Annotated in this window: 17 protein-coding genes and 1 pseudogene; 6 read left to right on the forward strand and 12 right to left on the reverse strand. The window is 69.6% G+C overall.

Annotated features, from left to right (window positions below; all coding sequences use genetic code 11):
* The coding region (locus tag AC32QD_RS00960) for a hypothetical protein (protein ID WP_492008606.1) at positions 1-409 on the forward strand (409 nt) is incomplete at its 5' end.
* A gap of 241 nt (positions 410-650) precedes the next feature.
* Positions 651-1490 carry a sterol desaturase family protein gene (locus tag AC32QD_RS00965; protein WP_492008607.1) on the forward strand — a complete coding sequence of 280 codons (840 nt, stop codon included), beginning with the start codon at positions 651-653 and terminating at the stop codon, positions 1488-1490.
* Between the two features lie 12 nt (positions 1491-1502).
* Here AC32QD_RS00965 and AC32QD_RS00970 read toward each other — a convergent pair whose 3' ends face one another.
* Together AC32QD_RS00970 and AC32QD_RS00975 are read right to left on the reverse strand one after the other, a co-directional pair.
* Entirely contained in the window at positions 1503-3140 is a 1638-nt protein-coding gene (locus tag AC32QD_RS00970) for a hypothetical protein (RefSeq protein WP_492008608.1), read from the reverse strand.
* Between the two features lie 330 nt (positions 3141-3470).
* Positions 3471-4577: a mandelate racemase/muconate lactonizing enzyme family protein gene (locus AC32QD_RS00975; RefSeq protein WP_492008609.1), complete on the reverse strand. Its 1107-nt coding sequence runs from the start codon at positions 4575-4577 to the stop codon at positions 3471-3473.
* On the opposite strand from AC32QD_RS00975, the gene AC32QD_RS00980 reads away from it, so the two are divergent.
* The 3 genes from AC32QD_RS00980 to AC32QD_RS00990 are packed head-to-tail and all read left to right on the forward strand — an operon-like array spanning position 4576 to position 8254.
* Entirely contained in the window at positions 4576-5874 is a 1299-nt protein-coding gene (locus tag AC32QD_RS00980) for a bifunctional enoyl-CoA hydratase/phosphate acetyltransferase (RefSeq protein ID WP_492008620.1), read from the forward strand. The two genes, AC32QD_RS00975 and AC32QD_RS00980, sit on opposite strands and share 2 nt — an antisense overlap.
* Positions 5871-7109 (forward strand): acetate/propionate family kinase, encoded by a 1239-nt coding sequence (locus tag AC32QD_RS00985; protein ID WP_492008610.1) that lies wholly within the window; start codon positions 5871-5873, stop codon positions 7107-7109. Before AC32QD_RS00980 ends, AC32QD_RS00985 begins: the two co-directional genes overlap by 4 nt.
* On the forward strand, positions 7109-8254 hold the full coding sequence (locus AC32QD_RS00990) for an alpha/beta fold hydrolase (protein ID WP_492008611.1): 1146 nt from the start codon (positions 7109-7111) through the stop codon (positions 8252-8254). The genes AC32QD_RS00985 and AC32QD_RS00990 overlap by 1 nt, the downstream gene beginning before the upstream one ends.
* 34 nt (positions 8255-8288) lie before the next feature.
* Here AC32QD_RS00990 and AC32QD_RS00995 read toward each other — a convergent pair whose 3' ends face one another.
* The 6 genes and pseudogenes from AC32QD_RS00995 to AC32QD_RS01020 all read right to left on the reverse strand — a co-directional run.
* A complete protein-coding gene (locus AC32QD_RS00995) occupies positions 8289-9383 on the reverse strand; it encodes a ferritin-like domain-containing protein (protein ID WP_492008612.1) in 1095 nt (364 codons plus the stop codon).
* On the reverse strand, positions 9380-11293 hold the full coding sequence (locus AC32QD_RS01000; protein ID WP_492008613.1) for a GMC family oxidoreductase: 1914 nt from the start codon (positions 11291-11293) through the stop codon (positions 9380-9382). Before AC32QD_RS01000 ends, AC32QD_RS00995 begins: the two co-directional genes overlap by 4 nt.
* 3 nt (positions 11294-11296) lie before the next feature.
* Positions 11297-11788: a hypothetical protein gene (locus tag AC32QD_RS01005; RefSeq protein WP_492008614.1), complete on the reverse strand. Its 492-nt coding sequence runs from the start codon at positions 11786-11788 to the stop codon at positions 11297-11299.
* Positions 11781-12698, reverse strand: coding sequence for a hypothetical protein (locus AC32QD_RS01010; RefSeq protein WP_492008615.1), 918 nt, complete (start codon positions 12696-12698; stop codon positions 11781-11783). The genes AC32QD_RS01005 and AC32QD_RS01010 overlap by 8 nt, the downstream gene beginning before the upstream one ends.
* Positions 12699-12742: 44 nt before the next feature.
* Complete coding sequence (locus AC32QD_RS01015) at positions 12743-15946, reverse strand: AAA family ATPase (RefSeq protein WP_492008621.1); 3204 nt, start codon at positions 15944-15946, stop codon at positions 12743-12745.
* A pseudogene (locus tag AC32QD_RS01020) lies at positions 15947-16087 on the reverse strand (double zinc ribbon domain-containing protein); the annotation flags it as partial.
* A gap of 367 nt (positions 16088-16454) precedes the next feature.
* Between AC32QD_RS01020 and AC32QD_RS01025 the strand changes: the two are divergent.
* Positions 16455-17504: a ketopantoate reductase family protein gene (locus AC32QD_RS01025; protein WP_492008616.1), complete on the forward strand. Its 1050-nt coding sequence runs from the start codon at positions 16455-16457 to the stop codon at positions 17502-17504.
* A 22-nt stretch (positions 17505-17526) separates the two neighbouring features.
* Here the strand turns inward: AC32QD_RS01025 and AC32QD_RS01030 are convergent, their stop codons facing one another.
* From AC32QD_RS01030 to AC32QD_RS01045, 4 genes are all read right to left on the reverse strand, one after another.
* Entirely contained in the window at positions 17527-18024 is a 498-nt protein-coding gene (locus AC32QD_RS01030; RefSeq protein ID WP_492008617.1) for a hypothetical protein, read from the reverse strand.
* 158 nt (positions 18025-18182) lie between these two features.
* Positions 18183-19181, reverse strand: coding sequence for an Ldh family oxidoreductase (locus tag AC32QD_RS01035; RefSeq protein WP_492008618.1), 999 nt, complete (start codon positions 19179-19181; stop codon positions 18183-18185).
* Positions 19178-20113, reverse strand: coding sequence for a hydroxyacid dehydrogenase (locus AC32QD_RS01040; RefSeq protein ID WP_492008619.1), 936 nt, complete (start codon positions 20111-20113; stop codon positions 19178-19180). Before AC32QD_RS01040 ends, AC32QD_RS01035 begins: the two co-directional genes overlap by 4 nt.
* Before the next feature lie 7 nt (positions 20114-20120).
* Positions 20121-20243 (reverse strand): hypothetical protein, encoded by a 123-nt coding sequence (locus AC32QD_RS01045; RefSeq protein ID WP_492008622.1) that lies wholly within the window; start codon positions 20241-20243, stop codon positions 20121-20123.
* Positions 20244-20260 lie beyond the last annotated feature (17 nt).

A 20260-nucleotide genomic window follows, 5' to 3' on the forward strand; every position in this document is an offset into this window, starting at 1 on the left:
CAGGATCGAGTTCGCCAACGTGGCCAGGCCGGTCCGCTACACCGCCCGTCTTCTCCTGCTGCGCGCCGGATTTGCGGCATGCCTGATCGTCGGCGTCATCACGCTTGCCGAGCTGCTTGGGCCGCGCTGGACCGGCGTGCTGGCGGGCTTCCCGGCGACGCTCTTGCCCACTCTGCTGATCATCCACCTGACCTACGGACGGGCGAGCACGCATGCGCTCATCCGCAGCTTTCCGGTCGGTATGGGCTCGATCATCCTCTACATCCTGAGCGTCAGGTTCGCCTTTCCCGCCTGGGGCGTCTATGCCGGCACGACCGTCTCTCTGTGCGTCTCCGCCGTATACCTGACGACCGTGCTGATCTGGCGCCATGCCCGGTCCGGCCGCCAAGCGGCCCGCGCGCGGCGCTGAGGGAAGCCGGCCAGGACTGAGGCTCGGCCACGCGCCGCGCCCCGCTCGTCTCCATGTCGCTGGCCGGATTGCACGACCTGCGAGCTTGGTAAAGACCCGATTAATGGCTGATGCGCCCGAGGCACAGAAGATTCGCGAGGCAAGTGCTTCCAGGCCGAGTCCGATTGCTGTCGCAGCCCCTCAAGGCTAGGTCGGAAACTAGATCGATCGAAAACGCGATGCTTTGAGCGGGGGCCCGCGAATGCATTTTGCTGACAGCTTTGTCGCGCTCCTGATCGAGTCGGGGCTGGTCATCACCGTGCTCTCCGGACTGATCGGGTTGACGCTGGAAGCCCTCTGGCCCGCGAGCCCTATGTCGTCCAGGCCGCGCCTGCTCGACCTGTGGTTCGCGGTCTTCGGCAAAGTCGTCGCCTTTGCGGCGAGCCCCGTGGTGATCGCTGGCAGCAGCCTGCTCCTGAGCCGGCTCGGCGTTGGCCTGATCCCCTTGGTGAACTCCGGTTTGGCACTCGGTCTCTCGGCGCTACTCTATCTTCTGACCTACGATCTGATCCGGTACTGGGTGCACCGGCTCGAACACGCCGTGCCGGCGCTGTGGGCGATGCACTCCTTCCATCACAGCGCGACCGAAATGAACACGTTCACAATCGACCGGGTCTACTGGTTGTCCGAGGTCGTGCAGGCGTGCATCATTACACCGTTCCTCGGCTTCTTGTTCGTCGCCACGCCCAATGTGCTGCTGATCTTCCTGGTCGTGCAGGTGGTCTTCCGCGCTATCAGCCACATGAACGTGCGCCTCGATCTGGGAAGGCTCACGCTGGTCGTCATGGGCCCGCAGTTCCACCGCATCCATCACTCGCTCGACAAGCGGCACTGGAACAAGAATTTCGCGCAGACATTTCCATTCTTCGACGTGCTCTTCGGGACCGCATGGAAGCCGGCACCGGACGAATGGCCGGAGACGGGGCTCGATGAGAGCCCGCAGGCCGGTCCGACATCCGCGGCTCTTTGGCCCTTCGAGTTTTGCAAGGCGGCTGCCCGGCAAGCCAGAGCCGATCCCGGCAGCTACGAACGCGGTGCTTGAGGTCGGGTGACTTTAGCGAGCCGTCTGCTCGGCCCCTCGCGTGCCTGATCGGGGGACCCGAGGCGGCGCGCCGGCGCATGACCCTGGATCATTCGTCGCGGCCGACGTCCCGCTTTTCCTGCGCAGGTAGATATCGTAGGGCCCGATCCCGTTGCGCTCGACCCGGGCCGCCTTCTCGTACCGGGCCCAGATCTGCGCGAATCGCGGATCGCGACAGAAAAACGGAAGGTAGCGAAACCCGAGGCCGCCGAATCTCGGATCGGGGCGCTCGTCGACGACGACCACCGTCGGAGGATCCCGCGCCAGGTCCTGCACGACCGACTTGACCACGTAGCGCTTGATCCCCGCATAGGCCGCGGCAAGTTTGGGATCCGAGCTCCCCCGCGCGGCGTGCAACCCCCGCACGGCCCCGGGCAGGAGCCACAAGGCTGGAAACCGGGACGACCAGTGCAGGTTCGTCAACTCGACGAGCGGAAAGCCCACCCAGTTGTACGAGGTGAGGACGTAGAGCGCACCGTGGCTGCTCCCGGCCAGCCTGTTGACCACGGGTGCCAGGGCCTGCGCCACCTCGTTGCGATATGTCCCCCGTGTCAGAGGCACCGCCAGGATTGCCGCCGCGAGGGTGGCGCCCAACAGTCTGTGCCGTCCCCAGATGGTGCCGGTCGCGGCTAGCAGGAAGAGAAGGGCCGTCACCGGCAGAACTTGGTAGGTCCATCCCTTCATCTGCAGAAGATAGATGACGTAGAAGGCCGTCGCGCAAAGCACGAGGACCTGCGTGAGCTGCCGGTGCCGGCGCTCTTGGCGGATCACGGCCAGGCCGAACAGGGCCAGCGGCAGCGCAAACGTCTGCCAGGTGACGAGCACGAAGGCGGGCGGGTTGGAATAACCCCGCTGATAGACGAGCAGAGCGCGCGGCACCACTTCGCCGAGGTAATCGGGCGCCAGCAACGGTATGGAGGCAGCATAGGCAAGCCCGACAAACGCGAGCCCGGCCATCTCCGGGCGTCGCAGGCTCCAGCGCGCCCGCAGTTGCGCCGCCAGGTAGAGCTCGAGCGAGAGCGGCACCAGAAGGAAGAAGGGCTTGAGGCAGAAGCCGAGACCGGCAAACAGGCCGCAAAGACCGGCGAGCGTGGCATCGATCTCCGCCCCTTTGGCGCGGAGCGCCGCGAGCAGTAGGTAGGGCAGGCAGAACACCAGCATGAGGTGCTCGCGCTGGCCGAAGTCGGTCGACGGAAACGCCACCAGCGCCAGGAGCACGGCCAGCGTCAGAGCCCACCGGCGCGCGCCTTCTGGTTCCAGCCGCCGGGCCAGCCCCGCTGTCATGGCCACGGACATGCCGACAAGCAGGAACACATAGCCGACGAACGCCGTGTACGCCGGAATTCCGGCGAGCTTGGAGAAGATGACCGGCGGCACGTTGAGATAGAAGATCAGCGGCGGATTGACCTCGACGACATCCCTGTACAGCCGGGCTCCGTCGAGCCATTTCGACGTACCCGTCAGAATCCACAGGACGTCGTTGTTTGGCATCGCCCGCGCATAGACGATGGCCCCCGCCAGCCATAGGACGGCTATCGCGCCGCGGACGCCCAGCAGCGCGCGCGCCCGGCCGTGCGGGCCCTGCCGCGTCGCCGCGCTCGCCGCGTTCATCTGCCGCGCCTGAGAAGATCGCAAGGGAGCCGCGCTCCTGGCGCCGAACCCGCTTTTCGAACCCGACCGCGTCATCGCTCCGGCCCCGCGGGCAGGGTCGCCCGTCGCCAGCGTGTTCTCGAAAACAGCTGCATCTCGCGTCAGCCCCCGCTTCGACCAGGTGGGCTCAAGGTGTTGCATCTATCGGCGCTGTGACAAGACATGCATGCCGATGTTTGCAAGTTGGTGAAGGCGTTTTGTCCTGTGGGCACAACGTGCCTGCGGTCCCCCGTGGTCTCGGCAGCGTTGCTCGCCTCGCTGCTGTGCCGCTCGCCGCAGCCCGCAAGTCGCTCAGTCCGGGCGCTCGCTCGCGCGGTAGCTCGAGCGCGCCAGCCATTCGGGGCTGATCTCGACCCCCCAGCCCGGCGCCTCCGTCACCGTCACCCGCCCATCCTCGACGGCATATGGCGAGGGCACGAACAGCCCTTCCTGCCAGGGGTAGTAGTCCGGTCCCTCGATCGAGAACTCGAGGTAGTCCCCTGCATTCGGGATCGCGCGCAGCAGGTGCATGGTGAACAGCGTCACCAGGCCGAGATTTGCTGCGTGCGGGGTCACCTTCATGCCGGCGGCCTCGGCCATCCGCGCCACGCGCAGGGTGCGCGCGATGCCGCCCAGATAGAGCACGTCGGGCTGTGCGATGTCGACCGCGCGCATCCCGATGATCTGCCGCCACACCCCGAGCTCGCAATCCTGCTCGCCCCCGGTGACGTCGATCTCCAGCGCCTGCGCCACCTCCCGCGTCTGCTCCAGTTCCCAGTAGGGGCAGGGCTCCTCGTAGTGGCAGACCCCCTCGGCTTCGAGCATCCGGCCGACCTCGATGGCGCGCGCCGGCGAGAAACCGCTGTTGGCATCGACCAGGAGTGCGGCCTCGGGGCCCAGCGCCCGGCGCATCTTCGGCACGATGGCCTCGGTCCGGCCCGGCCATTCGTCGCGGTCGCGCCCGCACTCCGCGCCGATGCGGAACTTGAAGGCGTCGAAGCCGAAGCGGTCGCGCAACCGCAGCATCCGCTCCGCCTCGGCTTCGGGCGTGATGTCGCGCTTCATCGACGAAGCGTAGGCCCTGAGCCGGCCCGGCGTGCCACCCAGAAGCGCCACCACCGGCTTGCCGGCAGCCTTGCCGCGCGCGTCCCACACGGCGGTGTCGATCCCGGCCAGCGCACGCTTGAGGTAGGAGCCCGGGAACTTGTGCTCGCGCTCCAGCACGCGGTCGGTCAGCTCGTCGAGATCACCCGTCTCCTGGGCCAGGACGTGTGGCGCCACCTGGCGGTGCAACACGGCCTGGGTGATGTCGGCATTGTAGGTGGAGACCTGTCCCCAGCCTTGCGTGCCGTCCTCGGCGGTTACCCGGACGAATCCGATCCATTCGTTGCAGAAGCTCTCGATCCTGGCGATGCGCATGCGCTCCCTCTCATCGGGCCTTTCCGCCAATCGCGGGCCGTTGCGCAATCGTCAGCATGACGATGCCTTGACGTTCTCTGGGCCGGGCTGCCCGGCCCGCTGCGAGCCCTCGGGAGCGCCACATTACCCGGTCCGCAGGTCCTGGTATATCCGGGTCCGCAGCGCTCGATCCCTGGAATGCGGGACCGGTTGCAACAGGCTGTGGGATCCTTTTTGCCTGCCACCGAAACGACGGCAGTGCCGCGGCCGGCTGCGGCATTGCAGAGGGGAGACGCGCGGCGTTTGGCTGCTAGAGTCCGTTGGGGCGCCGCCACCCGCCGTGCGGTGCGAATCAGATTGGCCGGGATCCGCGATGCGACAAAGCCACCACGTATTCGAGCACCTGATCGCCAAGTGCCGCGACCTCGAGCCGATTCCGACGGCCGTGGTGTTCCCGCTCAGCGACGTTGCCCTCACCGGTGCCGTTGAGGCTGCCCGGGAGAGGTTAATCCGGCCGATCCTGGTCGGACCGAAGGGCGAAATCGCCGCTCTCGCCCGCAAGATCGGCCTCGATCTTTCTGCCTGCGAGACGGCCGATGCGGCCGACGATCTCGACGCCGCCGATCAGGGCGTCGCGCTTTGCCGCTCCGGGCGCTGCGAGGCGCTGATGAAGGGCAGCCTGCACACCGACCATTTCATGCACGCGGTCATGGCCGAGCAGACCGGGCTGCGCAGCAAGCGGCGAATCAGCCACGTCTTCGTGCTCGACGTGCCGACCTATCCGCGCACGCTGATGATCACCGATGCCGCCGTGAACATCTATCCCGACCTCGAGGACAAGGTCGACATCGTGCAGAACGCCATCGAGCTGGCGCACGCGCTCGACATCTCCAAGCCGAAGGTCGCGATCCTCTCGGCGGTCGAGACCGTCACGCCGCGGATCCGTTCGACAATCGACGCCGCGGCGCTGTGCAAGATGGCCGATAGGGGCCAGATCACCGGCGGCGTGGTGGACGGCCCGCTGGCCTTCGACAATGCCATCGACCGCGAGGCGGCCAGGATCAAGCAGATCCGCTCGCCGGTCGCGGGCGCCGCCGACATCCTCGTGGTCCCCGATCTCGAGTCGGGCAACATGCTGGCCAAGCAGCTCGAATATCTCGCCGATGCCGAGGCCGCGGGCATCGTCGTCGGCGCTCGCGTCCCGCTCATCCTGACCAGCCGCTCGGACAGCGCCAAGACCCGGCTTGCCTCCTGCGCCGTGGCGGTGCTGCTCGCGCACGCGCGGCGCCGCATGCCGCACAGGGCGGTGCCGGCATGACGGATCGGCACGGGGCGGCGGCCGAGCGCGCGATCCTGGTCCTCAATGCGGGATCCTCCAGCCTCAAGTTCGGCATCTACCGAACAGGCCCCGACGGCGAGCCCGCGCTGGCCGCCCGCGGCGAGATCCAGACGGTCGGCGGCGCGCCGCAATTCACCGCTTACGACGCGGCGGGCGAAGTGCTGGACGAGCGACGCTGGTCCCAGAGAGAGGCGACCAGTGTGCACGGGCTCCTCGACGCGCTGCTAGGATGGATCGACCAGCGGTTCGGCGCGGACCAGGTCGCGGCCGCGGGGCACCGGGTCGCGCTGGGCGGGCTGGCGAACAGCAGCCCGACGCTGATCCGCCCCGACATCCTCACGCGCCTGCGCGCCCTCGCGCCAATGGCGCCCCTGCACCAGCCGCTCAATCTCGAACCGGTCGAGGCCCTGTGGAAGCGCCGTCCCAGCCTGCCGCAGGTCGCCTGCTTCGACACCGCGTTCCACCGCACCATGCCGCGCGTGGCCGAGCTCTACGGCCTGCCCCGCGCGCTCACCGAGGCCGGGGCGCGGCGCTACGGCTTCCATGGCCTGTCCTACGAATACATCGCCGGGGAACTGCCCCGAATCGACCGCCGCGCGGCGCAAGGGCGCACGGTGGTCGCGCATCTGGGCAGCGGCGCCAGCATGTGCGCCTTGCACTCGGGCCGTAGCGAGGCGACGACCATGGGCTTCAGTCCGCTCAGCGGGCTGGTCATGGGCACCCGCCCCGGCGAGCTCGACCCCGGCGTCCTGCTGTGGCTGATGCGCGAGCGCGGCCTCTCTGCCGCCGAGATCGAGGACCTGCTCTACCGCAAAAGCGGCCTTCTCGGCGTCTCCGGGCTCGACGCCGACATGCGCGCGCTCTTGGCGAGCGATGCCCCGCAGGCCCGCGAGGCGGTGGAGCTGTTCGTCTACCGGGTCTGCCGCGAGCTCGGCTCGCTCGCCGCGGCGCTGGGCGGCCTCGACGCGCTGGTCTTCACCGGCGGCATCGGCGAGCACGCGGCACCTGTCCGCGCCGCGGTCTGCCGCCAGTCGGCCTGGCTCGGCATCGCGCTCGACGAGGCGGTGAACGAGCGCGGCGGGCCGCGGCTGAGCGCGCCCGACAGCGGCGTCACGGTCTGGGCCATTCCCACCGACGAGGAGCTGATGATCGCACGCCACACCTGCCGCCTCGCCCTGGCAGGGGGGCAGCCATCTTCACATGAGGCAACGTGATGACGACCAAGCACAAGCCGGCCGCACGGCCCTCCCGCGAGCACTCGGTGCCATGGTTCTGGCCGATGGCCGCGACGATCGAGCTCGAGGAGAAAGGCCTCGAGATGTTCCGTGACAACCTGCGCTTCGTCGCCGAGGCGGAAGAAATAACCGCGCCACCGCCCGCCGAGTGGGCCTCGCCCAACCGGGTCCTTCTCGACCTCGACACCATGCGGCTGAGGGACTTCACGCGGGGCAAGGCGTCGGCCGCGGCGCCGGTGCTGGTCGACACGCCCTTTGCCGGGCACGACTCCACCATCGCCGACTACGCCCGGGGCCAGAGCCTGGTGGAGACCCTTCTGGGCTCGGGTCTCGAGCGGGTGCTTGCCACCGACTGGAAGGGCGCCACCGATGCCATGAAGGACTTCGACATCGACAAGTACCTGGCCGAGATCAACGTCGCGGTCGACGAGCTCGGCGGCGCGGCGCATCTCGTGGGCCTGTGCCAGGGCGGCTGGATGAGCGCCATGTACGCCGCGCGCTTCCCCGCCAAGGTGCGCTCGCTGGTGCTGGCCGGTGCGCCGATCGACACCGATGCCGGCGACGGTCCGATCAAGAAGATCGCGCACGAGCTTCCCTTGAGCTTCTACGAGGAGATGGTTGCGGCCGGGCGCGGGCGGATGCTCGGTCGCTACATGCTGGCGGGCTGGAAGAACATGCACCCGGACGAGCAGTATCTGGAGAAATACATCGACCTCTACGAGCACATCGAGGACAAGTGCTGGGTCCAGCGGACCGAGCATTTCGAGCGCTGGTACGAGAACCCGATCGACCTGCCCGGGCGCTACTATCTCCAGGCGATCAAGGAGCTGTTCAAGGAGAACCGGCTGGCCAAGGGCCGCTTCGTCGCGCTCGGCCGCCGCATTGACCTTGGGGCGATCGAGGCGCCGCTCTACCTGTTGGCCGGCGACGGCGACGACATCACCACCAAGGAGCAGGTGTTCGCCGCCGAGGATCTCGTCGGCACGCCGCGCGGTCGCCTCGAGAAGAAGCTGGCGCCCGGCGGGCATATCGGCCTTTTCATGGGCTCGCGCACGCTCGAGAATGTGTGGCCCGGAATCGCGCGCTGGATCCGCCGGCAGGAGGAGGGGACCGGCGCGCCCTGACAGCGCGGCTCCCGGGCCGCGGCCGGCAGGGCGGTTATTCGGATTCCGCTCCCAGGTATTCCCAGGTTGGGCCGGCGGTTGTGCCGGGTGTGTCCGGCAGCGGCACGCGTATCAGGCGCTGCGCCGCGTCCTTCAGTCGGTACATGAGGGGCACGAGCGCCAGCAGCCGCTCCTTGTCGCCGTTGAAGGCCGCGTGCAGCCCGTCCAGCAGGTCCGTCCAGATCAGGTTGAACTGGCGCGAGAGCTCCGCGATCTCGGGGCAGTCGCGGTAGGCGCCGGGCTTGGGATCGTCGCGCATCGGCCAGACCGCGCTCCAGTCCACGGCAAGGTCGCCCCCGCTCGGCGGCTCATGCAGGTGGTCAGTGGCCTTGTAGTAGCGGCTGTGCAGAATCTCGTTGAACTTGTAGAAATGCGCGACGTCCCAGCATTCCTCGCCCTTGGGCGCGGGGATGCGATCGCCGTCGCAGGCGCGGCCGCCCAGGGCGGCGCCCTCGCCCTCGTCCATGACCTCCGTGATGGCGTGGAGCGCGTGCTTCAGGCACTCCGATGGATTGCCGCGGACCGCGATCACCTCGCCGCCGGCGCCGTAGTAATCTTCCGGGCCGATCTGCAGATCGCCGTCGCCGATGAACAGGTTCGCCGCGCCGTGCTCCTTGCTGGCCTTCTCCAGCTGAAGCCGGATCCAGTAGTAGAACCCGCCGATGGTGCGGTATTTGCCCTTCTCGGCATTGTGCCAGTCGGGCGGCGCCTTCTCGACCTCGCGGAAGCCCTTGACCTGCTCGGGCGAGAAGCGCCGCAGGCGGATCGTCGGTCCCTTGCCGTCCAGCAGATCGTGCGGGTAGGACGGCAGAAGATCCGGGTCGTTCAGGAACGGGGTGCAGCCGATGGCGTTCAGCACGTTGGCGACCAGCACCATGTGCAGCATCTCCTCGACCATCACCTGCCGGATGACCTCGATCGGCTCGGCGTTGACGATCTCCGGCTCGCTGCGGTCGTACTGGCCCTGCTCCTTGATCGAGTAGCACGCGGTGGCATAGGCCGGGATGGTCGCCAGCTCGAGCATCAGCGCCGTCTGGAGCAGGCCCTGCAACTCGGCGCGGGCGTCCTCGAGTGCCTTGTTGTCGGTCATTTCAGCGCCCCGTTGATCGCCTCGGCCGCCTTGAAGGTCAGCGCCGCGAGGGTGAGGGTCGGGTTCGAGGTGGCGATCGTCGGCATCGAGCCGGCCCCGACCATCCACAGGTTCTCGTGCTCCCAGCACTTCATCTCGGGCCCGGTGACCGAGTTTCTCGGGTGGCTGCCGATGCGGTGGGTGCCGACCAGGTGGCCCGAGCCGAACACCGTGTATCCCTTGCCCTCATGCGTGAAGTAACCGGCGGCCGCGGGGTCGTAGACCGTGTGGTTGCGCACGCCGAGGCGGCGATAGACCTGCATGCAGGCCTCATGCGCCAGCGCCAGGCCCGAGCGCGAGTAGTCGTCCACGTCGTAGCTGATGACCGGGCGATACTGGCCCATGGCATCGCGATAGGCGGGGTCGATGGTGACGCGGTTCGAGGGCTCGGGGAGCTGCTCGACCAGGATGCCGATGCGCATCTGGCGCTGCACGTGGTGAAACAGTTTCCCGCGCAGCTCGCGGCCGAACAGGTTCTCCTCGCCCACCATGCGCGCCAGGTCCGAGGCCGGCGCCCCGGCGGCGAAGTTCCAGCCCCAGTTGCCGATCTCGAGACGAAAGGCCGCCTTCTCGTCGCGGAAGAGGCCGTCGCGGAACGAGCCGATGCCCGATGTCGAGCCCGGCCCCCGGAACGGGCCGATCGCATCGCGCGCCAGCCCCCAGGTCATCATGTAGGGGTGGTCCATCAGGTTCCGCCCGAGGTCAGGGCTCGAGCGGCACAGCCCCGAGGCCAGCGCCAGCGTGGCGTTCTCGATCGCGCCGCCAGCCAGCACGTAGATGCCCGGATCGCCGTTGTCGCGCCGGGCGCGCACCCGACGCATCGCGTATTGCGGCACGCCCGGGAACGGATAGCGCTTGTAGACGATGCCGCTGACGCGCCCCGTCTCGTCGGTCTCGACCTCCGAGGCGATCGACTGGGTCTGCACCGTCAGCCGTCCCGTTTGGTTCGCCTTGGCGTCTGCCAGCGTCTTGGTGGCGGTGTATTTGGCCTGGATCGGGCAGATCGGGATGCAGCTCGAATTGCCCTCGCAGCGCTGGCCCATGAAGGCAAAGGGGCCGGTGGTGCCGCGCGGCTCGAAAGCCTCGCGACCCCTGCCGGGCTTGCGCGGGGTCGAGTTGCGGCCCTGCGGCGTGTTGCACACCTTGATGTCGACTACGTCGCGGCCGGGCACGGGCGTGCCGTTGCGGCTTGGGCGCAGCCCCGTCATCACCGGCGTGCCGTCCGCGCCCCGCGCGATATAGCCGTCGAGATAAGAGCTGGGAATGCGGTGCATCGGGTAGTCATAACCCTTGGCGAAAAAGTCCTTGCCATCGCCCTCGCGCGAGGTATGGATGCCCAGCGCCTCGGGGGTCTGCTCCTTCGCCTCGGCCGAGACCCCGATCTCCCACTCGGCGGCCTCGTAGAAGGGGCGCAGCTCGGCATAGCCGAATGGCCAGTCGATGCCGAGCCCGAAGCGGGACTGCATCTCGAAGTCGGCCGGCAGCATGCGCAGGCTGGTGCCCAGCCAGTGCAGCGTCGTGCCGCCATAGGCGCGCAGATAGTTGCTGCCGAAAGGCATCGGCCCCCGCTGCACGAAGTAGCCCTGGGTGTCCGGCACCGTGCCGTGCACCGGCGCGATGTCGAGCACCGAGGGCGAGGGCAGCGTCGGCAGGTTCGGGTAGGGCGCGTTCGGCGTCTTGGCCAGCGCCAGGTAGTACTGGTCCAGATAGGCACGGTAGGTGTCCCAGGTCTCGCCCCGGTCGGCCCCGGCTTCCAGGATCAGGACGGTCCGTCCCGCTTCCACCAGCTTCTTGGCCAGGATCGCCCCGGCGATCCCGGCGCCGACGATGACCACGTCGTAGCTGCGCTCGTCGTCCTGCGGTGTCGCCATGGCTCAGCCCTCCGGCGTCGGGGACTTGGGCGGCTCCAGCGCCCAGGCGCCGAAGCCCTGCTGCTTGGCGCCCATCGGGTGCGCGCCGATGGCGCTCCAGACCAGCCCCTCCTTGTAGGCGCGGGTCGAGATGATGCGCGCGACGTCGAAGCGCGAGGCGCCCCAGGCGCGGCGCCACTCCTGCGGCAGCGGCACCCACTGGCCGAGATACCAAAGCTGGATCAGCGCCCGCGCCAGCGGCCCGAGGCTCTCGCTGGCGAGGTAGGTGTCGCGCACCCGGCGCTCGCTGCCCGCCGCGTCGCCGGCGAGCCCGGCCTCGAGCCCGGGGCCGTGAGCGAGGAACTCATCGAGCAGCGCGGCCGGGGCGACCTGGCGGAACTGCTCCCAGTAGTCGGCGGCGCAGCCGGTGGCGTGCAGCTCGGCACGCGAATAGCCGGTGAGCACGGCGCTGATGGCGAGGAAGGCGTCGAAGGCGGGATCCTGTGCCTCAGCCATGGCGGTCCCCGTCGATGGCGTCGACATAGAAGCCGCGCGGCTCGATGCAGGCGGGGGGACTGTCGAAGACCTGCGCCGCCGCCGGCTCTGCCCCGCCGAACAGCGTCCGCATGTCGCGCGTCATGGCGAACTCGTTGCCGCCGATCTCCAGCCGCACTGCCTTCGCCTGCGCGGGCGTCAGCATCGCCGTCTGAAACAGCCCGACGATGGTCCAGCGGGTCCAGACCGTGCGGCCGAGGCCGGTGGCGAACTCAGGGATCGGCGTACAGTTGGTGGGCGTCCAGCGATAGCCCGTGAAGTCGGTCGACAACCGGTAGACGAAGTCTTCCGGGTTCTTGGGGTCGACCAGCTCGATCCGCCAGGTCTGCGACTGCACCGGCGGGTCGCCCTCGGGCTTGGCGTTCAGCGCCGGCACCTTGTAGTTGAAGCTGGCGAAGAACTTCGGTTCCCCGAACACTTCGCGCCCGGCCTTCACGGCCACCTTGTTGTCGGCGGCCACGTGCAAGCGCAGATGGCCGATGGTCTTGGTCTGGTCGTGCCCGTGCAGGTATTCTACCAGGCTCATCTGCGGCACACCGGGCACCCGGTTGGCCGGGTAGGCGAGCAGGTTGAACACGACCTCATTCACCGTGCCCAAAGCATTGTCGTAATGCGCCGTGTAGCGCTGGAAGTTGAGCAGGATCACCGCCCGCTCGCGCCCGTCGGCATGGGGGAAGCGCGCGACGCACAGGCCGGTGCCCTTCACGAAGGCTTCGGCTATCTCGGGCGCGATATACCAGTAGACCCATTGGCACTGCAGCGAGGCATAGTAGAAGGGGAAGGCGTCGAACTCGTCGGGCAGCTTTGGCATAACGCCGGTCGCCGGCGTCTGCCGGCAGGCGGGCGCCTGCCGGGTCTTGTTGTCGTTCATGCTCGTTCCCCCCTTCTGGCGCTGCCCCGGTCCGTCCGGGACGCTCATCCGAGCCGGCGCACCGGCATCGCGTGCAATACTTCGCGGCCCTCGACCGCCGCCGGGTCGTCGGCCGCCACCGCCTTCAGCGCGGTGGCCAGCGCCTCGGCCGCGGACAGTTGTTCCGGTCCTTCCGGCGCGCGCCGCGCCAGCGCCGTTGCCGCCCTGAGTCCCGAGCCGTGCAGGCCCATGGCCCGCGCCAGGTCCACCGCCTCGCGCAGCCGGGCGATGCAGCCCGCATGGTCGCCGCGCGCCAGCGCAATCTCGGCGCCGAGCCGGATGATCTCGGGCCTCCAGAACCCCTCGCCGCTGCGGTCGGCGAAGGCGGAGGCCTCGGCCAGGATGGCCTCGGCCTCGTCCTCGCGCCCGAGCGCCAGCGCGGTGTCGGCATGGAGATAGAGGAAATAGCTCAGCCCCAGTCGCGAGCCGGTATCGCGCCACTCTTCGAGCCCCCTGGCGATCGTCTCGAGCGCCTTCTCGCCAAGCTCGGCGCGGCGGGCCCAGCCGTTCATCACCCGGCCCCAGCCGAGCCAGAACTGGAACGTGTTCTGCTCCGACAGCGCGATCATCCGCGACGAGCTGGCCCGTACGCCTTCCTCGTCGCCCGAGAATTGGTAGACCCAGCCGGCGAAGGCCAGCGCGAAGGAGACGCTGAACGGATGGTCGGTCTCGCGCGAGGCCTCGAGGGCCCGCGTCGCCGCGGTCCGCGCCTCGGCGGTGCGCCCGCGTAGCCATTCGCACAGCGCCAGATACCCGTTTAGCGCGACGGTGAGGTCGACCACGTCGAAATCCAGCCCGCGCACACGGTCCTCGAGGATGATCTCGGCGGCGAGGCCCTTCTCCAGAAAGGCGATGGCCTCGTCGGGGCGGCCGAGATACGTCAGCACGGAACCGTGCGAGCGGCCGGTCGCGGCCGCCATCAGCGGGTCGGCGAGCTCCTCCGAAAGCGATTCCAGAAGCTCGCAGTGGTCCTGCGCGATGGCGTATTCGCCGCCCAGTAGCGCCGAGCGGAACTGGCCGTAGACCACCTTGAACAGCCGCTCGATCTCGCCATAGCGGCGGCACAGCTCGCGCGCCCGGCCATAGGCCGCGCGCACGCTCTGGTGGGCATAGCCGTTGACGAAGGCAAGCGGCACCGCGATCAGAATCTGCAGGTCCATCTCGCGCCGGTCGCGCGCTTCCGAGGCCGGCGCCTGGCGCAGGCAGTCGAGCGCCTGCTCGAGGTGCTCGATCGCCTCGACATTGGCCGAGCGCGCCATCGCCATGCGGGCAGCCGACAGCCAGTGCCCCTCGGCCGCCGCGTGGTCGCCGGCCAGCAGGTAATGATGCCCCAGCAACTCGGGCTCGCGGGCGGCCGTGTCCGGGAAATCCTGCTCCAGCACCCGGGCAATGCGCCCGTGCCAGCGGCTCCGCGCCGAGCGCAGCATCGACTGGTAGGCGGCGTCCTGCACGAGGGCGTGGCGGAAGCGGTAGGATTGAGCTTCGCCGATGCCGCCCACGGGCACGATCAGGTCGGCGTCGGCCAGCTTGACCAGGGCCTCGGAGACCTCCGCCTCGGGCCGATTCTGCACGCGGCTCAGCACCTCGCGCGTGAAGGTGCGGCCGATCGCGGCCGCGACCTGCGCGACCTCCTTGACCGCCGCGAGCCGGTCGAGCCGTGCCATCAGCGAGTCCTGCAGCGACTCGGGGATTGCCAGCGACAGGTCACCCTGGAAGGCCTCGTCCTGCGCCAGGATGCCGGCCTCCACGATCATCTTGGTCAGCTCCTCGATGAACAGCGGCACGCCGTCGGTGCGCGCCACGATCTGGTCCAGCAGCGCTTTGGGCGGGCGCCGTCCGGCGATGTTCTCGATCATCGCCACCGTGTCGCGCCGGCCCAGCCGATTGAGCTCGAGCGCGGTGACATGCGCCAGGTTCTTCCACGGCGAGAGGAATTCGGGGCGCGCCGTGATCAGCAGCAGGCAGCGCCGCCCCGGCAACAGCTCGACCCAGCGCGAGACGAACTCCAGCGTCGACGGGTCGATCCAGTGCACGTCGTCGAGCACCATGAGCAGCGGCCGCTGCTCGGCCATGGCCGCCGTCAGCTTGAGCAGCGCACCGATGATCTCGGCCTTCTCGCGCTCCGGTGCGGCGGCCATCTCCTCGAACCCGTCGTCCAACCCGAGCAGGCGCGCCAGCGGCCCTCCGGCATTGGCCTGGTCGAGCCCGAGACCGGCGAGAAAGGCGTCGAGCTTGTGCCGGTGCGCCGCGGCGTTCTCCGTCTCGCTGAGTTGCAGGAGCGAGGCCAGCGCGGACTTCATGGCGTAGAAGGCGCTGTTCTTGTGCAGCGGCGAGCCGAACAGCGTGAGCTGGCTCGCCGCCCCGCCGGTCATCTCCGGGCTCAGCGAAAAGACGATGCGCGACTTGCCGATGCCGCCCTCGCCGGTGATGACGAGCACCTGCCCGTCGCCCTCGCCGGCCGCTTCCCAGCGCGTCTCGACCAGCGCGATCTCGGCCTTGCGCCCGACCATCGGTGTCGCGGGTCTGTCCAGGCCGTGCCGCGGCGCCTCGAAGGCGGCCTTGGGCCGGCGCACGAGGAACAGCTCCATGGGCTCGCGCACCCCTGCCAGCATGGGCCGGCCCAGCGACTCGAAGTCGAGCTGCGGTCCGATCAGCCGCCTGGTGATCGCCGAGGCGACCACATGGCCCGTCTCCGCGTGGTTCTGGATCCGCGCCGCGATGTTGGGCGTGTCGCCGAACAGCGGCGTGCGCTCGTTGTGCTCGCCCGAGCCGGTCTCGCCGACCACCACGGGGCCGGTGTGCAGGCCGACGCGCACGGCGGTGCGGACGCCCTGCTTGGACGCCTCGGCAGCGATCTCCGGGGCAGCGTCGGCAATTTCCAGCGCCGCCAGCGCGGCGGCGAAGGCGCTGCCCTCCTGCACCACGCGGTAGCCGAACAGGGCCACGATGCCGTCGCCCGCGTAGTTGGCCACGTGGCCGCCATACTTGGTGACGACGGCAGAGACCGTGCTGCGATAGCGTGCGATCAGCTCGCGATAATCCTCGGGATCGAGCTGCTCGGAAATGGCGGTGGATCTGGCCAGGTCGCAAAAGAGCACCGTAAGCTGCCGCCGCTCGGCGATCTCTCTGGGGTGGCGCTCGCGCTCGGCCGGCCGCGCCAGAGCCTCGGATCCGGCCGGGTCGGTGCCGACCGGGGCGCCGCAGTTCACGCAGAACTTAGCGCCAGCGATGACCTCCTCGCCGCAAGCCGCGCATCGGCTGGCGAGGGAGGCCCCGCATTCCTGACAAAACTTCGCCCGCTGTGGGTTATCCGTCCCACAGGCCGGGCAGGTCACCGTCAAATCCGCCACTCGCGGTCAATCCTCAAAATGCCGAGATTTCTTGATCCAGGCCGATCTTCAGTCCGCATCTACATGAATCCTTGCAGCAGCTTGGAATACCCTACATGCATCGGGCGTTGGATGTCGATCACGATATCTCGCCGCGCGGAGATTTGGGCGGTTGCCGGGGCGGCGAGGGCGTCCCGGCGACCGCAGCCGCGTCGCGAAACATGACGCGCGCCGGTCATTACAACATTACAATATCAACGCAGTGTTAATCTTACATTCAACACAGAAACCCGGTTTGAAATGCACAGCCCGGCGCGGGGTGCTAGCAGGGTGGGAGCGGTGCCGGCAATCGACAAGGCCCGCGACCCTCGAAAGCCGGAGGCCAGACATGCCCTACAGGATCCTGATGCTCGGCGCGTCCTACGGCTCGCTGCTCGCAACCAAGCTGGCGATGGCCGGGCATGACGTGACGCTGGTCTGCCGGCCCGCCACAGCCCGTCTGATCAATGCCGAGGGCACCGAGCTGCGCATCCGGCTCAAGGGCGAGCAGGCGCACCGCGTAGTCCGCTCGGCCGACCTGCCCGGCTGCATCGACGCCCTGCCGCCCGAGGCGGTCGACCCGGCCGCCTACGACCTCGTCGCCCTGGCGATGCAGGAGCCGCAATACTGCGCGCACGCGATCCGCACGCTTCTGGCCCGCATCGCCGAGGCCCGCCTGCCGTGCCTGTCGATCATGAACATGCCGCCGCTGCCTTATCTCAAGCGGCTTCGCCTCGACACCGGCCCGCTCGAGGCCGCCTACACCGATGCCCGCGTCTGGGACCGCTTCGAGCCCGGTCTCGTCTCGCTGTGCTCGCCCGACCCGCAGGCCTTCCGGCCGGACGCCGGGGCGGCCAACGTGCTCGAGGTCGGCCTGCCCACCAACTTCAAGGCCGCCGGCTTCGCCGATCCGGCGCACACCGCCATGCTGCACGTGCTCGAGGCAGGTATCGAGGCGGTCAGGCTCGACGGCCGGGAGGTGCCCGTGAAGCTGCGCGTCTCCGACTCGCTCTTCGTGCCGCTGGCCAAGTGGAGCATGCTGCTCACCGGCAATTACCGCTGCATCCTGGCCGGTGGCGCCCGCTCGATCCGCGACGCGGTGCACGACGACCTGGCCTACGCGCGCGCGATCTACGAACATGTCGATGCCATCGCCCGCGCGCTCGGCGCCGAGGCCGAGGCGCAGGTGCCCTTCGACAAGTATGCCCGCGCCGCCGACTCCCTGCTAAAGCCGTCCTCTGCGGCCCGCGCCGTGGCGGCCGGGGCGACGCTGATCGAGCGGGTCGACCGGCTGATGCAGCTGGTCGGCCGCCAGCTCGGCCTCGATCACCCGACAATCGACGACGTTGTCGCCACGGTCGACGCGGTGCTGCTGCGCAACCGCGCCGAGGTCGCCTGAGCCCGGCCCAAGGGGCGCCGGCTCACCGGGGCGAAAACGGCGATGGCTCGTAGAGCCCATCGGGCAACGGGTTGCGTATCGCATGCGGCCGCAGGCCCGGCTTTTCGTCTTCCCAGGCGTCGCGCTGTTGCCGCCACTGCCGGTTGAGCCGTTCGCCGAGGGTCGTCCCGGTCTGCGGACGCGGCGCAGGCTGCTGCCGCGCGAGCCAGTCGGCGCCGCGCTGCAGCAGCAGCCGGCGCTCCGCCTCGCTTCGCGTGCGCAGCCAGTCGCGCCAGCTTCCACCGCGCTTCAGCTGCCATTCGAGCCAGGCCTGGCGCAGCGCCTGCTGGTGCGCCTGCCGCGCCGCCTCATCCTGGCGCTGCGCCGTGCGCGCGCTGGCGAGCGGGTCGGGCTGCGGGACCGGGCTCATCGGGCCAGCCTCGCCGGCGTGCGCAGACCCCGGTGCGGCCAGCACCAGCAGCACGGCCGCGGCCCGGGCGAGCCCCGTCACAGGTCGGAAAAGCGGGAAGCCGAGCGGCATCTCCTGTCCTCTGCGCGAGGCACCCGGCCAGGTGCCCGCCGCCACCGGGTGCCTGATGCGGCTGCCTGGCACGTGGGGATGCGAGCAGCAAGGAACAAGATGCGCCGCGCCTGCGCGTGGTCGGCCGCGCGTTCGGCCCGCCGCGCCGTGCTAGCGCCTCAGCGCCCGAGCGTGTCGATCTCGGCCGCGAGCGCCGGGTCGAGCGCGATTCCCTCGGCCCGCAGCCGCGCCCTCGCTTCCTGGCGCCGCCGCCCGGGCAGCCGTGCGTCGACCTCGCCCTCGATCGCCGCGGCGAGCGCGGCCATGCGCTCGAGCGCGCCGTCGTGCAGGGCCTCCGCGTCCAGCGCCATGAGGAACTGCCCGGTTCCCGGGGCGGGCCCCTCGGCCTCGAAGAACGAGGACGCCTCCCATCCGTAGCTGGCGCCGGTGATGCCGGCGGCCAGCACCTCGACCATCAGCGCCAGCGCCGCGCCCTTGGCGTCGGCCATCGGCATCATGGTGCCGCCGAGCGCGGCCTTGGGGTCGGTGGTCGGGCGGCCCTTGGCGTCCAGGGCCCAGCCCTCGGGGATCGCCTCGCCCTTCTGGGCTGCGGCCATGATCTTGCCGCGTGCCACGCGGCTGACAGAAAGGTCGATGACGATCGGCTCGGCGCCCGGCACCGGGGCTGCGAAGGCGATCGGGTTGGTGCCGAACAGCCCGCGCCGGCCGCCCCAGGGCGCAATGGCTGCCGGCGTGTTCACCAGCATCAGCGCCACCAGACCTTGCCGCGCCAGCTCCTCGACGAACAGCCCGGTGACTCCCGCATGGTGCGAGCGGCGGATGCCCGCCGCCGCGATTCCCTGCGCCCGGGCCATCGCCGGCAACGCCTCCATGGCCAACGCGATGGCCGGGTAGGCGAAGCCCTGCGCCGCATCGACGGCCAGGAGCCCTGGGCGCGCCTGCTCGGCCCCGGGCGTTGCATGCCCGTTGACCTTGCCCGAGGCCGCCTGCCCGGCATAGCTCGGCACGCGCCTCAGCCCGTGCCCGGCCTGCCCGACCAGCTCGGCGCCGACCAGCGCATCGGCCACGTGCGCCGCGTTCCCGGCGGAGGTGTTGCAGCGCATGAGCGTGCGCACCACCAGCTCGCGGATTGCCTCGACAGGGAGCCGGACCGTCATGCTGCGCTCTCCAGATGGGCGATCACCTTGTCGGCGACGATCTCGCCGATGCGGGCGTTGCACTCGCGTGTGATGCCGGCGATGTGCGGGGTCAGGATCACGTTGGCGAGCCCGTCGAACTTTGCTGCGGCGGCCGCCGTCAGCGGCTCGGTCTCGAACACGTCGAGCGCCGCGCCGGCGAGGTGCCCCGCGCGCAGCGCCTCGACCAGCGCCGCCTCGTCAACCACGCCGCCGCGCGCGGTGTTGATCAGCACGGCGCCGGGCTTCATCGCGGCGATCCGCTCCGGCCCGATTAGGTGGCGGGTCGCAGGCGTCAGCGGCACGTGCAGGCTGACTGCATCGGCCTCGCGCAGAAGCTCCGCCAGCTCGCGCCGCTCGGCCAGGGCCCAGGCGGGGTCGCTCGCCGGGATGTGCGGGTCGTGCGCGATCACGCGCAGGCCCAGCGCCGCCGCACGATGCGCGGTCGCCTGCCCGATGGCCCCGAAGCCGACCAGCCCCAGCACCTTGCCCAGTGCCTCGCGCCCGACCAGCCGCTCGCGCGGCCACTCGCCGGCCATCACCGCCGCGCCGGCGCCATAGGCCCCCTCGCGCAACAGCACCATGGCCATGGTCACGGCGTATTCCGCCACCGAGACCACGTTCGCGCCGGTGGCGGGATAGACCGGCAGGCCACGCGCCTCGCAGGCGCCGAGGTCGATGTTGTCCAGCCCCACGCCCAGCCGCCCGACGCAGACGAGGTTCGAGCCCATGTCCAAGAGCTCCCCGGTCACCCGCGTGCGGTTGCGCACGACCAGCGCGCGGGCGTCGACCAGGAGCCCGGCCAGCGCGTCGGGCGTGTCCACCAGCGTGGGGTCGTAATGCACCTGGAAGTGCCGGCTCAGCCGCGCCACGCCGTCCGGGTCCATGAACTCGGTGATGACGACCTCGGTCATGTGCCGCTCACGCGGACCTGTAGAGCTTGGTCAGGGTGAACTCGCGGTGGCCGAGCGTCTCGGCGGCGGTAGCGCGGCCGTTTGCGGTGCGGCGGATCATCTCGATCAGGGCGTCGCCGGCGTCGTCGATGGTCTGCTCGCGCCTGA

It is taken from the genome of Thermohalobaculum sp., assembly GCF_058622915.1.